We start from the raw sequence: 14,329 nt of genomic DNA on the forward strand, positions 1-14,329 counted from the left end.
GGTCTGAGTTGGGTCATGGCCGTCCCTACGAAGTCACTCGCCTGAGATCCCTCGCGCACTGAACGCGTGCGGCCCGAGCCTCAAACGACTCGGGCCGCACCCGGGGTCCGCACCGGGGTGAGTCCATCGGAGTGTCCGCGCGCAGGACGCGGTCCGCGCGGCTGGACGCCTACATGCTCATCGCCTTGCTCGCGGGGTCGTCGTGGTCAACGCCCTAGCAGCCCGTTCGCGGCTGACTTCCGTCAGCCGGTCCCGGCACATCTTCAACCGTGCGAGCCAAGGATCGAGCAGGCGTAGCAGCTGAGCAGAGACGCGTGTCCCCGGCTCTGCGGCCGGCCGCCGGATGCCTGAGCCGGGTCGTGACGTGCAGGCGTCAGTGCGTGCTCCGTGCAAAGGCCGGCACCGCACATTGTGCACACCGCGATCGCGGGTGTGTTCCGGCGGAGGATGGTCTCGCAGTCGACGCAGTTCACGGTCGGGCCTTCCGTTTTCGGGGAATGCGGACGGTCATTGCTCGGTGCCTGCCTCGTCGGCGACCGGGAGGGCCTCGGCGTTGGTGGTCGTGCGCTCCTCGATGGCGGACGTGTCCGGCGAGTCGAGGGCGGCCAACCCGCGGCGCGTAGGGGGAGTTGCCTTGCGCGACGACGAGGTCCCGATGAATTCGCTCACGAAGTGGGTCCGGGCGGACCGCTCGGCGACCCATCGGGAGCTGGGCAGCTCGATGGGTCGCGGCGTGAATGGGTCGTGGCATGGCTCACCCGCCCGTGTCGATTACGGGGCAGGAGCCATCAGCCGGTCTGGCGGTTCGAATCTGACTGCGATTCAGGCGGGTTCCATCACCGCTGGTGATGGTAGCGCGAGTCCGTTGGCAGGTCAGGCAGGGCGCGCGTAACCTGGACCGAGGCGATGGATCCCGCCCAGGTCGTCAGACACCGCAACCGCCGCAACGGCTGATGGTTCCTCCGGCAGGAGGTCCGTGTGAGTGCTGACGAGGGCGGGTTGGTCGCCCCGACCGTGGCTGGCGCCACCCCGCCGACCGACGCCGCCCTGACGCAACGCGAGGTCCGCGAGCTCTGGGCGTTCCTGCACGGCGACATCATGATCGGCGGGATCCGCCAGCACCTGCGCCGTGCGATGGGCCTGTGCGCGCGGCACTCCTGGGGCTACGCCCAGGTCGAGATCGAGCTCTGGACCCACGGCGCGGGCGACCGCGGCGGACACCAGCCCTTCGACGTCTGCGTCCTGTACGAGACCCTCGCCGATGACGTCGCCCACCGGTTGCGCACCCGGCACGCGCCCTGGACCCGTGACCTCCGCGGGCTCGTCGTGCCGACGGACTCCTGCCGGATCTGCGACGTGCTCGTCGACACCGCGACCGGGTCCGGCCTGCCGGGGCTGGCCGACCGGGATGCCGCCATGCGCGGGTATGGGGGGCTCGACCTGGGTCGATCGACGGTCGAGGCGAACGCCGCGACCTGGACCGCGCGATGGTGCCACGAGACCGAACCCATCTGGCGTCCTAGGGCCTGCCCCGAATGCGTCGATGAGCTCCCCGGGGACGACGCTCGCGGGGAGGCCACGGCGGGCGCTGGGCCCGGGCTGCTCTGTCGCGTGCACCTCGGCGCGCGGCCCCTGGCCCCGGCCGAGGCGCGCCATGTGGGCGCCGCGCTGGACCAGACGCACGTGTCGATGATCGGGCTCCTGCGCACGATGACGAAGAACGGCCCCTCCGCCACGCCGGAGGAGAACGCCTCCTGGATAGAGGCGCTCGGCTGGTTCGCGGGCTGGAGCCTGCCACTCAAGCTCACGAGCGCCCATGCCGCCCGCGACGCTGACACCTCCGAAGCCGATCGATGACCATCTTCGGGTCGCTGTTTCCCGGCCGTCGCCCGGGAGGAGGTCCTGGCTGTGAACCGTACTCGGGCCGGTTTCGGTGACGCCTGCGCGCATCGGGTCGGCCCGGCGCTGCGCCTTCTGGCGTGTTCGGTGGCGGTGGCAGATTTGGCGCGCCGGGCTCGGCGACCACGGCCGGCCCGACTGGACGCGTGGGGGGCGACGATCGTGGCGGGCTCACCTCGCAGTGGTCTCCCGCTCGCGTGCGCACGTGGGCTGAGCGTGCTCGGGGCTCCCGGGGTGGCGCTCTCGATCGCGAGCGTCGTCCTGGTCGGGCTCGGCCGTCGCGGCGACACGCGGGTCGGTAGGGCAGATCGGGACGGCCCTGGCCGGCCTCGCTGCCCGCAGAGCGCTTTCCGATGCCGTCGCGCGTGAAAGGCCACCCGAGAGCCTGTGGCGTACGACTCCGCACGGTGCCAGCTTTCCCTCCAAGCATGCGACCGCGAGTGCTCTCGCGACGATCGTGACGCTGCGCGGGCTGCGAGCGGAGTCGGCGGCGCCGTTGGTCGCGCTCGCCGTCGTCGTCGGACTGTCACGGGTCTACCTCGGCGTGCACTGGCTGACCGACGTGCTCGGCGGCTGGGCGTTCGCGGTGGGTTGGAGCGAGATCCCGGGACTGCTCAGACGATGCGGGGCGACCCGGATCGGCGCGGCGCACCTGGGCAACCTGTGGTGACCGCTTGGTTCCTCCCTGGTCTGAAGCGGGGAGACGAGGGATACTGAGACCGGGCGATGGGGCTCGCCCACGTAGCCGCGGCATCTGCCGCTGACGGTCCCTGACACGCACGACGCGTGGAAGGAGCGTCAGTTGAGCCCGAGCCCGTCCGAGATGCGAACGCTCGCCCCTGTTCGCACGCCATTTCACAGCATCCTGTTCGACGAACCGCCGCCGGACGTTCGCGCCGAGCCCCCGTCCTTCGCGGATCTGAACCTCGGTCAGGTCGTCGAAGCGATCATGGCGGGCCGCCAGGAGTACGACCTGACCCCGTTCTTCTACCTCCCGTTGCACACGGTCGACGCCGTCGCCTACCGCCAGGCCGTGTTTCGCGACTTGGAGCGATCCGAGGTCGCGGGCGCGGTCGCGCAGTTCGCGACGACGATGCGGGCCGTGCGCGCCGGCCTCGAGCAGGCGGCGAAGCTTCACTACCCACGTCAACAGGAGAGCTGGTTCCTAGACACCGCCGAGCTCTATGGCGAGGCCGTGGGCTCGTTCGTGCGGGACCTGGATCGTGCGGAGCTCGCATCCCGGGGACTGCGCTCCTTCCGCGAGTTCCTGTCGGCGTATGCCGCGAACTCCGGCTTTACCGGCCTCGTCGCGCAGACCCGCGGCCTCAAGAGCGACCTGGCCGAGGTCCGCTACACGCTGCACTTCCGGGGAGGCCGGATCAAGGTCAGCCGATACGACGGGGAGGCCGACCACGGCGCCGAGGTGCTGGCCACGTTCGACCGGTTCAAGCAGGGCGCAGTCAAGGACTACCGGGTCAACCTGTCGACCGGCGGCGAGATGAACCACGTCGAGGCGGGCGTCGTGGACCTTGTCGCGTTGCTGTACCCGGAGCCGTTCGCGGGCCTGACGGCGTTCCGTGCTCGCCACCACGACTTCCTCGACCCGACGATCGCGGCGTTCGACCGGGAGGTGCAGTTCTACCTCGCCGTCCTCGAGTTCGTCGCTCACCTCGAGCGGGCCGGGCTGGAGTTCTGCTACCCGCAGGTGAGCGCGGACTCCAAGGAGGTCTTCGCCCGCGACACGTTCGACATCGCGCTGGCGAACAAGCTGGTCCACGGGCCGACACCGGTCGTGCGCAACGACATCTTCCTGCAGGGCTCGGAGCGCATCATCGTCGTCTCCGGACCGAACCAGGGCGGCAAGACGACCTTCGCTCGAATGTTCGCCCAGCTGCACTACGTGGCGGCCCTCGGGTGCCTGGTGCCGGGCCGCGAGGCGCGCCTTTTCCTGTTCGACCGGCTATTCACCCATTTCGAGCGCGAGGAGAACCTCCAGGACCTCGTCGGCAAACTGCAGGACGAACTGCTGCGGATCCACTCGATCCTCGAGCAGGCGACGCCGCGCAGCATCATCATCATGAACGAGATCTTCACGTCCACGAGCCTGCAGGACGCCATCTTCCTGGGGTCGAGGGTGCTCGAGAAGATCATCGCCCTCGACGCCCTGTGCGTGTGTGTCACGTTCGTCGATGAGCTCACCCGGCTGGGCGAGTCGACCGTCAGCATGGTCAGCACCGTGCTCCCGGACGATCCCACCGTGCGGACCTTCACGATCGCCCGCCGTCCCGCCGATGGGCTCTCCTACGCCGTCGCCATCGCCGACAAGTACCGGCTCGGCTACGCGGCACTGACGGAGCGGATACCGCGATGAAGGTCTTCCTCCTGCACACTGGCAAGGACTTCGACATGGGCGCCGACCTGCCCGCCAATGCTGACGACCTGACCCACGATCTCGGCCTGGACACGTTGTTCGAGGCCATGGCCGGCGGCGACGCCTTCGTCGCTGACGTCGCCCGCCGGGTCATCCTCATCGGCCTGCCAGAGCCGGACGAGATCGGATACCGCCAGCGCGTGCTCGCCGACTGCGAGGCGCGGCCCGACATCGTCCGCGAGATGTACGACCTCGCCCTGGAGGCGATCGTCGGCGAGCGGAAGTTCTACCGCAGCATCTTCACCACGCCGTCGTCGACCCTGTTCCGGTCCGTGGAGTCGATGCAGCACTTCGTGGTGATGCTCACGCGGTTGCGGAACTTGGCGGACCAGCACGGAGCCGACTTCCAGTCGGACGGCTTCACCCGGTTCTTCCGGATGATCGCCGACGAGCTCTCGGACGACTACTTCCAGTCGGTGGTCGCACACCTCAAACAGCTCGAGTTCCGCCGCGGTGTGCTGGTCAGCGCCGAGCTCGGGACGGGCAACAACGGCATCAACTATGTCCTGCGCAGGCCTGGGCAAACCAAGCGCACGTGGTTCGGTGCGCTTTCCGGCGAAAGTCGCATCTCGTACACCTTCCGGATCTCTGACCGGGACGAGGCCGGAGCGCGGGCGATGGGGGAGTTGCGCGACCGGGGAATCAACCTGGCGGCCAACGCCCTCGCGCAGTCCGTCGATCACATTCTCAGCTTCTTCCTGATGCTGCGCCGCGAGCTGGCCTTCTACGTCGGTTGCCTGCGGGTCGACGCCCGCCTCACAGGCAAGGGGGAGCCGCTGTGCACCCCGAGACCGCTGCGGGGTGAGTCTGGCCTGATGTGCCGGGAGTTGTACGACGTCTGCCTCAGCCTGCGCTCGCAGGAGCGGGTCACCGGCAACGACGTCGAGGCACCGGGCACGAACCTCGTGATGATCACGGGCGCCAATCAGGGTGGTAAGTCGACGTTCCTGCGCAGCGTTGGCATCGCCCAGCTGATGATGCAGGCCGGGATGCAGGTGCCGGCCGAGTCGTTCGCCGCCGATATCCGGACCCGCATCCTCACGCACTACAAGCGTGAGGAGGACTCCGCGATGAACAGCGGGAAGCTCGACGAGGAGCTGAAGCGGATGAGTGAGATCGTCGATCAGCTCGTGCCCGGATCCCTGGTGTTGTTCAACGAGTCGTTCGCGGCGACGAACGAGCGGGAGGGGTCGGAGATCGCGCGACAGGTCGTCCGCGGTCTGCTCGAGACGGGGGTCAAGGTCTTCTTCGTCACCCACCTGTTCGACCTCGCGCAATCGTGCTACGAGCGGCACGAGGGCGGACAGCTCTTCCTCCGGGCCGAGCGGCATCCTGGTGGGCGGCGAACGTTCCGCGTCATGGAAGGCCGGCCGCTGCCGACCAGCTACGGCCGCGACCTGTACGACCGCATCTTCGCCGGGCCCGCGGCGGCCTCGACGAGGACGGCGGTCGGCAGCGGCCAGTCGCCTGACGGGCGGGGATGACCAGCACCTTCACCTCGGAGAATGCAGCCTGGGACGTTCGTCCGGCTCGGCACCGACTTCGTCGATAGGGTTGCCGCATCACGGTGGTGGGGCTCACCTTCAACCGCGGCGACGTCGCCGCCAACGGTCCCTGGTCTTGCCACGAGGGTGGAGACTGCCGTGATCCCGACGACGGCCTCCAGGGGTCGGGTCGTCCCGGTCCTCCTCAGGTCACTGCCGTCGCCCACCTCGGGTGGCGGTCTCGAGAGGAGCACATGATGAGCACTGCAGACACGACGTTCACGATCACCGGCCTGTCCGCGTTGGAGATCCTCGACTCGCGTGGCAACCCGACCCTGCAGGTGGACGTCGGGCTGGGCTCGGGCGCGACGGGCCGGGCAGGGGTGCCCTCCGGGGCGTCGACCGGCAGCCGGGAGGCCGTCGAGCTGCGTGACGGCGACCCGGCCCGGTACGGCGGCAAGGGCGTCACCCGCGCGGTCGCCAATGTCAACGGTGAGCTGAAGGACCTGCTTGGCGGACGGACATGGTCGTCCCTGGCGGAGGTCGACGCGGCGATGATCGCCGCTGACGGCACCGCCAACAAGGCGCGCCTGGGCGCGAACGCGACCGTCGGGGTGTCGATGGCACTGGCGCGCGCGCTGTCCACGGGCGGCGAGCTGTTCGAGTACCTCAACCCCGCCGGGATCGCGCCGCGCCTGCCGGTGCCGCACTTCAACGTCCTCAACGGCGGCGCGCACGCGCCGAACTCGCTCGACTTCCAGGAGTTCATGATCGCCCCGATCGGCGCGCCGTCGCTGCCCGAGGCGGTCCGCGCCGGCGCGGGCGTGTACGCGAAGCTGCGCGGGCTGCTCCAGGAGAAGGGGTTCGCGACGGGGCTCGGAGATGAGGGCGGGTTCGCCCCGGACATCACCCGCCCGGAGGACGTGCTCGCGCTGCTGGTGCAGGCGATCGAGGCGGCCGGGTACACCGCCGGCCGCCAGGGCGTGGCGATCGCGCTGGACCCCGCCGCGAGCGAGTTCTACTCCGACGGTGCCTACCACGTGGCGGGGGAGGCCCTGACGAGCGGCGACATGATCGAGCGGTACGCGGCGATCGTCGCCAACTACCCCGTGTGGTCGATCGAGGACGGTCTCGCCGAGGGCGACTGGGACGGCTGGACCGCATTGACCAGCCGGCTCGCCGGCACCACGCAGATCATGGGGGACGACATCTTCGTGACAAACCCCGCGATCATCACCGAAGCCATTGAGCGTAAGGTCGGCAACTCGGCGCTGATCAAGCTCAACCAGATCGGCACCGTCACCGAGACTCTCGAGGCGATGCGGCTGTGCCGCCAGGCCGGGTACACCCAGCAGGTGTCCCACCGTTCCGGGGAAACAGCCGACAGCTTCATCGCCGACCTGACCGTCGCCGCCGGCGGTGGGCAGCTCAAGTCCGGCGCACCCGCGCGCGGCGAGCGCGTCGCCAAGTACAACCGCCTCCTCGAGATCGCCTCGAGTACCCAGCTGCCCTACGGGTTGGTCTGAGCAAGGAGTCGGCGTTCCGATGAAGGCGGACCGGACGCGCCCAAGATGGTTCACGAAGGGAGTTGCGAGCGTCGGGGCCGCCTCGTTCTTCAGCGATGCCGGCCACGAGATGGCCACCAGCGTGCTTCCGACCTTCCTGAGTTCCACCTTGCACAGCGGGCCCGGGGTGCTCGGCGCGATCGAGGGTGTCTCGGACGCTCTGACGGGCCTGAGCAAGCTCGCCGGCGGGCCGTTGTCCAACGACCCGGCCCGCCGCGCGCGTCTCGCGTCCGGCGGATACCTGCTCACCGCCATCGCGACGTCGGCGATCGGGCTGACGACCGCGGTGTGGCAGGTCGCGGGCTTGCGGGCTCTTGCGTGGATGTCGCGCGGGATCCGCTCACCGGCCCGGGACACGCTGCTGATCTCGCTTGTGCCTCGGGAGGCGTACGGGCGGGCGTCCGGGGTCGAGCGGGCCGGTGACAACGCCGGCGCGATCGTCGGCCCGCTGCTCGCCGCCGCGCTCGTCGGTGTGGTCGGGATCCGGCACACGATCCTGTTCGCGTTCATCCCCGGGATCTTCGCGGCGGTGGCCATCACAGTCGCCGCCCGCGAGGCCCGCCGGACCATCGCCCCCGCCGCGGGTCGGCGGACCCTCTCGTTCAACCTGCGCGAACTGCGTCGCGCCGGCCTCGCCCGGGCTCTCGCCCCGGTGGCCCTCTTCGAGATCGGCAACGTCGCGACCACGCTACTTATATTGCGGGCCACGAACCTGCTTCACGCAGGGGGACGAAGCCTGACGGCAGCGACCGGTGTCGCGATCTTGATGTACGCCGCGCACAACGGAGCAGCGACCATCGGGGCGCTCGCCGGAGGACACGCCGCCGACCGGGTCGAGCCGCGCCGGGTCTTCGCCGCCGGAGCCGCGTGCTACGTCCTCGCCTACGCAGTATTCGCCTGGAACCAGCAGGCCTGGCCCGTACTGCTCGGAGGCTTCCTGCTGGCCGGACTTGGCATCGGGTTCGCCGAAACTGCCGAGTCAACCATGGTGGCCCTGATGCTCCCTGACCATCTGCGCGGCAACGGGTATGGCGTGCTCGGCCTGGTCCAGTCGGTGGGCGACCTCGGAGCCTCCCTCGTCGTCGGGGTTCTGTGGGCGACTGTCTCTCCGACGGTTGCGTTCGGCTACGCCGCGGTTTGGATGATGGCGGCGCTATTCGCTGGTGCTCTGATCACGGCGCGGGCGACCTCGTCTTCCGCGGAAGGTAGCCCACAGTGAGAGGTCCGTCGACCGGCTTCTCCCGAGTGGGCGCGCGGCCTCATCGGGCACATGTTCGGCACTTTGCCGCCGCGATCGCGATCGGCATCGGCTTCAGGCTTCGTTATTCCCGCTCGTTGTCTCATCCGGGAGGGCCACGACAATGAAGGCTGATGACACCGCGGTCCGGCCGACGGTCTACATCGGCGACGCCGACCAGTGGCATCACGGGCCGCTGTACTCCGAGACCGGGTACCGAGCCCACGCCGCGGGCCTCGCGGGCGCGGCTGTATTCGGCGGCTTCGAGGGGTTCGGCGCATCGCTCCACATCCACACAAGGCGCCTGCTCTGGGTCAGCGCGCACCTCCCCGTCACGGTCGCGATCGTGGACACGGAAGACCGCATCCGCGCGTTCCTGCCGCAGTTCGACGAGCTCATCGGGGCCGGCCTGGTCATCCTCGACCCCGTCGAGGTCGTCCGCTACCTCGGCCTGCAGACCCAGGCGCCCAGCACATGACGCCCTTGCTTGCCGTGCTCCGCGCCGTCGGAGCAGCAGTCCGCTCCCGTAGGGACCGCAGCCAGTCTGCCGGTCACGAACGCCAATTCGATGCGACCACGCGAAAATCATCGGCCAATTCCACCGACTCTGCCGAACCACGCTCCAGCGACGGAGAATCGCGGCGTCTGAACAGGTCAGAGCAGGACGCCCTCGTGGAACTTGCGCGCCAACTCCACCGCACGGACCCACAGCTCGCCCGGCTGATGTCCGGGACCGCACACGATTCCCATTTCTGGCCGGCAGTTTCAGCCAGCGTGGGACTCATCCTGCTCGATCTCGCGCTCCTCGCTGCAGGTACCCGTCTTGAGGTGGGTGCACTTACGGTTTCCGCGTACCTGGTGTTCCCGTTCCTGCTCTATCCCATGAAACGGGTGCGTCACCAAGGTTAGGACTGCTGGCGGGGCTGACGCGCCTCCGCGAGCTAGGGGTCTGCGCGGCAAGACCGGGCGGATGAAGGGCGAGGCGGCATTGAGTCGGGCTTAGGCTCTGCAAAACCCCTCCGGGTCGGCTCGGGTTCGACGAGGCCTCATCCGGGGGCGGGTTCCGCTCGACTACCCACCCGCATTGCTCGGTCGGCCTGAAATTTGCAAACATGCAGGTCAGGGCGCTAGTGCCCATTCGACGTGGCGTGTCCTATACGGCCAAGTCGGGTTCCCGACACAAATGGGACATACCGGTGTGAACCGGGCAAGCCGGGTTGGCTCGGCGGTTGACCGCGGACTCGGCGCCGTCCTCCAGCCAGTCTCGTGACGCACTCGACCGATACATAGCGCACGCCGGTCTCGGGCTGCTCGGGGATCACGACGACCGTGCACCTGTGCGCCTGCGGCTGCGGCCACGAGATCGTCCTAGGCTCGACTCTTTTCGGATCCAGGCACGCACCAAAGGCGCAGCGGTGGACGGTTGCGCCGACCGGTAGGTGTTCAGTTCTACGGCGCTGCAAGGGCGCTTGCTGCTCTCCGCACCGCATGGCGGCGACTGGTCCGCCTGTGCCCTTTCGTGGCCGTCGCACAGTGTCAGATCTCACCTGACCCGTCAGTGAAGGGACCTCGCGACCTGCGTGTTCGCGAGGCGGTGTCCGCGCCCGTGCCGCGTCTTCGTGTCCGAATCCTCGGCCGCGTCGGTTGGGCCGACATCAGTCATTGTCCCGGCTCGGGACGCCGCCGTGGCCTCGCTGGTCTTCTCGAACGGCGAGCACCGCCTCCTCTCGCGGTCGGCTACGGCCTCGCCAAGAAACATGTGGTATCGGACCGGTTGAATCGGCGGCCACGGTTTGGTCTACCCAGCCAGGTGTCGAAGTCGTGCTGGTGGTCGGCGTCCGCATGATGGGACACACGGTCGGACCCCGCGGCACGGGCCCGTTCAAGTGACGCGTCCCGCGGATCGTTGACTTACCTATCGCCTCGGCGCTCGCTCCGGGCGTCCCCGTTTTGGGTGATACAGCCTGTACGTACTATCCGGGGAGCCTAGGGCGCGTAGAATTCCGACGGTCGACGTGTCGCTTGAGCTAGCCGGCCGACGCGGGTTGAAACGACTCTGATCGCACCGACTGTGTATTTTTGCGCACAAAGAGATTTGACTGCAGCAGACGACCATGTTGCACAAGTGACTTGACCGAATAGCATGTACGAGGTGCTCGAAGAATGAATCATTGTACGACTTTCCCGCGCAACACTAAAATGACGGGGCGCCGATGTGTCTGGCAAGTCACAGCACTTGTCGGCAATTGTCTGAGTAATTCATGACCCGTCGTCGGCGCAAGGAGCCAAGTCGTCCGGTTCTTCCATCGATGCGATGGGCGACCAGCATTTGCACGACAGGTGCGCGGTACGCGCTCTTCCGAGTGGAGGAGGCAAGGCAACCACGAGACATCGTACATTTGCCAGACGATTCGCGGCGCCGAGAACTGAGCGATCGGGGCATGTGGTTGTCCTACTGGACAGCCAACCCGTCCGCAGCGTTCGGTAGTAAGAGCCACTACGGCGAGGGGTTCTTCGTATGGTTGTTTGTGGGCGGTCCTCTTGTGATCGTCACCGCAGTGATTGCGCGCGGCCTCTGGGCGTTTGACCGTGACGCCAGCGCAGCGTGGGCGGCCTTTGCTTCGTACGTGTGGATTAGTTTGGCGTACAATGGTCTGCAATGGTTTATTACCCCCGAGCGGTGGCCTACGAGAACAGATCGAATCTTGTCCGGTTGGCCCGTGGAACTCTTGATCCTCGTTGGAAGCATCGCGTGGGCATTCCAGTGAGGCAGGGAAGAGACCGGCACGTGCCGAGTTCAGTTCGCCAGAGCCTTTTGACGAGCCCCTGTCAGAAATTTCCATATCGGATGCTCAGTCCGTCGAGCGCGGAGCGTAGCCAGTAAGAGACAGTGGTTTCTGCGAAGAAGTGGAATGGTGTCGCGTCGGTGCCGGCCACAAGAAGCAGATAGCGGGGTTCGAGGCAGCTTCAGCCGATAATGAACTAGCGCAGACGCTCCCGTTGCTGCTCCGTTCAGGGGCATCGGCTCCGTGCTGTGAGGAGAGCACCGACAGACGAGTGGGCTCCAATCAAACTGCGGGCTGTGAATAGTCCGTGGATCTCCGCGTGGAAGGGTTGCCCGGGTCGCGGGTGTCGTTCTGTTCGTCGCAGACAGGCTCTCGACAACACCGGCGTCCTCGGTGCTTTCGTGTCCGACGGTCTCGACGCCGGCAAGGCGGGCGGTGAGAGCGCTGGCGAGGCGACGCATTTCCGTAGAGATCTCGTCGAAGGAAGATCGCTCGCTTCCCACCGCGCGCCTTGCCGCCGGGCTGCCCGCACATAGCTGTTGTATCGTTCAATAGCGTGCGGACGTGCGTCCCAGTGGCCGAAGGCGCCGTAGGGGTGCGGTGGGTGCACTCGGCGGAGGAGATCACCGTCGGGCTTGGCAACGCACCCGGGGGTGGGTTCTGCGCGCGCGCCGGAAAGCGTCGAAGTCGTGCGAGCGATCACTGACGCAGCGGTAGCCGGCCTCGTCCAGGTGGGCAAGGGCCGCGGCATCACGACCTACCGGGTACGGACGCCGGACGGCGGGTTGCGTGAGGACACGCACGAGGGGCTATCAGGCTTCCTACTGTCGATGCCCTGGAAGTCACGTTTGCGATGGGAGGCCGCGGCCCTACGCGCCAAGTACGGCCGGATACTTGCGGGTGCTCCGGGCTCGCATCAGCACGAGCGCATCTGGGCTTGCTTGGACCTGTTCCGGTGGGCCGTCTTGCCGCTCGCTCTGTCGTACGGCGGTCGATAGAGGCCGTCGACACTGGCCCGGGGCGGGTTCAGCGCCCAATCGGTGAGCTCAGAGTAGTTGTACGCGTCGAGCTAGAAGCCGTCTGCGGACTGTCGGCCCCGGTCGTGGCGGATCACCGCGGGGTTGAGGAAGTCGTCCACGTGCAAGACGGTCACCGGTCGCGTTTCGATGCGATTCGCCAGGTGCGCAGAGAGGGTGCTCTTGCCGCTTGTTTCGACGCCGTCGATCGCGACCAGCGTGCGACCCTGTCGCGGCACTCCCGCGAGCAGTCGCGCGACGATCTCCTCGCAGTCACCGGCGGGTGCCGGGGTGCTGTGCACTCGATCGCATTCCGTGACCGCGAGGTGTGGTGCGATTTGTGTTCTCGCAGGTCAGGAGACTAGTTCCCAGAGGGCGTGGCGTGTCCTAGACGGCCAAGTCGGGTTCCCGAAACAAATGGGATATACCGGTGTGAACCGGACAAGCCGGGTCGGCTTGCGGCGGTTGGCCGCGGACTCGGCGCCGTCCTCCAGTTAGTGTCGTGACGTACTCGACCGATACGTAGAGCACGCCGACCAGCCGCCGCCATGCAGCGCGGAGAGCAGCAAGCCCTTGATGGCCCGTCAGTGACGGGACCTCGCGAGATGCGTGTTCGCGAGGCGGTGTCCGCGCCCGTGCCTCATCTTCGTGTCCGAATCCTCGGCCGCGCCGGTTGGGCCGACGTCAGTCATTGTCCGGCTCGGGACGCCGCCGTGGCCTCCTTAACCAACTCGGAGCCGCGTCGAACTCGGCGGCGGTCCTGGTGGCTGACGTGACATCGGCCGGCTCCGGTTTTGGGCACCGCCTCTCTCGCGGTCGGCTGCGGCTTCGCCAAGGAACATGTGGTGTGCGGGGCTGCTGAGTCGGCGGCCATGGTCGGGTCTACCCAGCAAGTCGCCGAGGTGCTCGTCGTCGGCGTCCGCGTGAAGGAGTTCGCGGACGAACCCGCGGCATTAGCCCGTTCGGGTGATGCACGTTACTGAACGTTGACTTCGTTATCGCCTCCGATGCACTCTTCGCGCGTCGCATTTTTCGTGACATCAGCCTGTATATACCGATCGGCGTCGGGGTGGGCGTGCCGTGGGGTGTGGGGGACAGGGAAGTCTTCGACGCGGGGCGGGACCATGACTTCTCTGACAGGCCTTTTTGGTGCGCCAAATTCGTGGCGTCGGGGCGTGCCGACGGTGGCGGCGGTGGCCGCATTTTCCGTGATGGTGGCCGGTTCACCGGCGGCGGCCGCACCCGAAACGGCTGACCTTGCGCCGGTTGCAGTGACTGCTCCCGCGCCCGCCCGGCTGGACGTCCAGGAGCGCCCCGACGTGTTCTCGGCCGGCGTCGCCGCCGCGGAGCTGGGTCACCGGGTCGAGGTCTCGGGGATGCGGACCCCGACGACGTCCACGTTCGTGAACCCGAACGGGACGCAGGTCTTGGAGTCCTCGAACTTCAGCCGGAACATCCCCGACGCCAAGGGTGCGCTCGCACCGGTGGACACCTCGGTCGCGAAGGCCTCCGACGGATCCTGGGGAGTGGGCCTGCATGCCCTGCGCCCGCGGTTCACATCCTCAGCGACGTCGTCCTCGCTCGCAGTCGCGACCGCGTCCGGTGACGTGAAGTTCGGGCTGGCCTCCCCCTCGACGACATCCGTGGCGACGAAGGACGGGACGGCGGGGCTGGACTACCCGAAGGTGCTGCCCGGGGTCGACCTGGACTACCAGGTGCTGCCGGACGCGGTGAAGGAGACGCTCGTCCTGGCCAGCGCGTCGGCCGGGTCGGGCCTGTCAAGTTTTCTGTGTAAGTGGCGGTCATTGGTTTAGTTGACGTGGCCGGCGAGGCGGTCGGGGTAGAGCAGTTCGAGCTGGTTGAGCGCGGCTGTCCAGCCGTTGGTCCGGGCTCCTTCGATGAGGTATCCGG

The 14,329-nt window shown here is 67.7% G+C and carries 12 protein-coding genes and 2 riboswitches; of the genes, 9 read left to right on the top strand and 3 right to left on the bottom strand.

All coding sequences use genetic code 11. The features are described from left to right. Positions 1–263: 263 nt before the first annotated feature. Both VIM26_RS26975 and VIM26_RS05075 read right to left on the bottom strand, forming a co-directional pair. Positions 264–473 (bottom strand): DUF2180 family protein, encoded by a 210-nt coding sequence (locus VIM26_RS26975; protein WP_414696445.1) that lies wholly within the window; start codon positions 471–473, stop codon positions 264–266. Positions 474–507: 34 nt separating this feature from the next. Next, positions 508–669 (bottom strand): hypothetical protein, encoded by a 162-nt coding sequence (locus VIM26_RS05075; RefSeq protein WP_331949266.1) that lies wholly within the window; start codon positions 667–669, stop codon positions 508–510. Positions 670–772: 103 nt separating this feature from the next. Beyond that, positions 773–850: riboswitch (Fluoride riboswitch) on the bottom strand. Between the two features lie 43 nt (positions 851–893). Further along, positions 894–970: riboswitch (Fluoride riboswitch) on the top strand. 8 nt (positions 971–978) lie between these two features. Between VIM26_RS05075 and VIM26_RS05080 the strand changes: the two genes are divergently transcribed. The 8 genes from VIM26_RS05080 to VIM26_RS26980 all read left to right on the top strand — a co-directional run bounded on the left by VIM26_RS05080 (position 979) and on the right by VIM26_RS26980 (position 9,525). After that, a complete protein-coding gene (locus VIM26_RS05080) occupies positions 979–1,857 on the top strand; it encodes a hypothetical protein (protein WP_331949267.1) in 879 nt (292 codons plus the stop codon). Positions 1,858–2,218: 361 nt separating this feature from the next. Continuing rightward, entirely contained in the window at positions 2,219–2,569 is a 351-nt protein-coding gene (locus tag VIM26_RS05085; RefSeq protein ID WP_331949275.1) for a phosphatase PAP2 family protein, read from the top strand. Between the two features lie 132 nt (positions 2,570–2,701). Then, positions 2,702–4,270 carry a MutS-related protein gene (locus tag VIM26_RS05090; RefSeq protein ID WP_331949268.1) on the top strand — a complete coding sequence of 523 codons (1,569 nt, stop codon included), beginning with the start codon at positions 2,702–2,704 and terminating at the stop codon, positions 4,268–4,270. Then, positions 4,267–5,814: a MutS-related protein gene (locus VIM26_RS05095; protein WP_331949269.1), complete on the top strand. Its 1,548-nt coding sequence runs from the start codon at positions 4,267–4,269 to the stop codon at positions 5,812–5,814. The genes VIM26_RS05090 and VIM26_RS05095 overlap by 4 nt, the downstream gene beginning before the upstream one ends. A gap of 257 nt (positions 5,815–6,071) precedes the next feature. After that, positions 6,072–7,340 carry a phosphopyruvate hydratase gene (eno, locus tag VIM26_RS05100; protein WP_331949270.1) on the top strand — a complete coding sequence of 423 codons (1,269 nt, stop codon included), beginning with the start codon at positions 6,072–6,074 and terminating at the stop codon, positions 7,338–7,340. Between the two features lie 19 nt (positions 7,341–7,359). Beyond that, positions 7,360–8,598: an MFS transporter gene (locus VIM26_RS05105; RefSeq protein ID WP_331949271.1), complete on the top strand. Its 1,239-nt coding sequence runs from the start codon at positions 7,360–7,362 to the stop codon at positions 8,596–8,598. 142 nt (positions 8,599–8,740) lie between these two features. After that, a complete protein-coding gene (locus VIM26_RS05110; protein ID WP_331949272.1) occupies positions 8,741–9,094 on the top strand; it encodes a DUF190 domain-containing protein in 354 nt (117 codons plus the stop codon). After that, positions 9,091–9,525, top strand: coding sequence for a DUF3040 domain-containing protein (locus VIM26_RS26980; protein ID WP_414696446.1), 435 nt, complete (start codon positions 9,091–9,093; stop codon positions 9,523–9,525). The genes VIM26_RS05110 and VIM26_RS26980 overlap by 4 nt, the downstream gene beginning before the upstream one ends. 2,946 nt (positions 9,526–12,471) lie before the next feature. Here the strand turns inward: VIM26_RS26980 and VIM26_RS05115 are convergent. Beyond that, on the bottom strand, positions 12,472–12,720 hold the full coding sequence (locus VIM26_RS05115; RefSeq protein WP_331949273.1) for a hypothetical protein: 249 nt from the start codon (positions 12,718–12,720) through the stop codon (positions 12,472–12,474). A 969-nt stretch (positions 12,721–13,689) separates the two neighbouring features. Between VIM26_RS05115 and VIM26_RS05120 the strand changes: the two genes are divergently transcribed. Then, positions 13,690–14,232: a hypothetical protein gene (locus tag VIM26_RS05120; protein WP_331949274.1), complete on the top strand. Its 543-nt coding sequence runs from the start codon at positions 13,690–13,692 to the stop codon at positions 14,230–14,232. Positions 14,233–14,329 lie beyond the last annotated feature (97 nt).

It is taken from the genome of Pengzhenrongella sp., assembly GCF_036565025.1.
In the GTDB taxonomy this organism is placed as follows: Bacteria; Actinomycetota; Actinomycetes; order Actinomycetales; family Cellulomonadaceae; genus Pengzhenrongella.

Bases quoted from the DNA above. Each gene is read 5' to 3' on its own strand.
- VIM26_RS05095 (WP_331949269.1), top strand. From the start codon at position 4,267: ATGAAGGTCTTCCTCCTGCACACTGGCAAGGACTTCGACATGGGCGCC.
- eno (WP_331949270.1), top strand. From the start codon at position 6,072: ATGAGCACTGCAGACACGACGTTCACGATCACCGGCCTGTCCGCGTTG.
- VIM26_RS05105 (WP_331949271.1), top strand. From the start codon at position 7,360: ATGAAGGCGGACCGGACGCGCCCAAGATGGTTCACGAAGGGAGTTGCG.
- VIM26_RS05110 (WP_331949272.1), top strand. From the start codon at position 8,741: ATGAAGGCTGATGACACCGCGGTCCGGCCGACGGTCTACATCGGCGAC.
- VIM26_RS26980 (WP_414696446.1), top strand. From the start codon at position 9,091: ATGACGCCCTTGCTTGCCGTGCTCCGCGCCGTCGGAGCAGCAGTCCGC.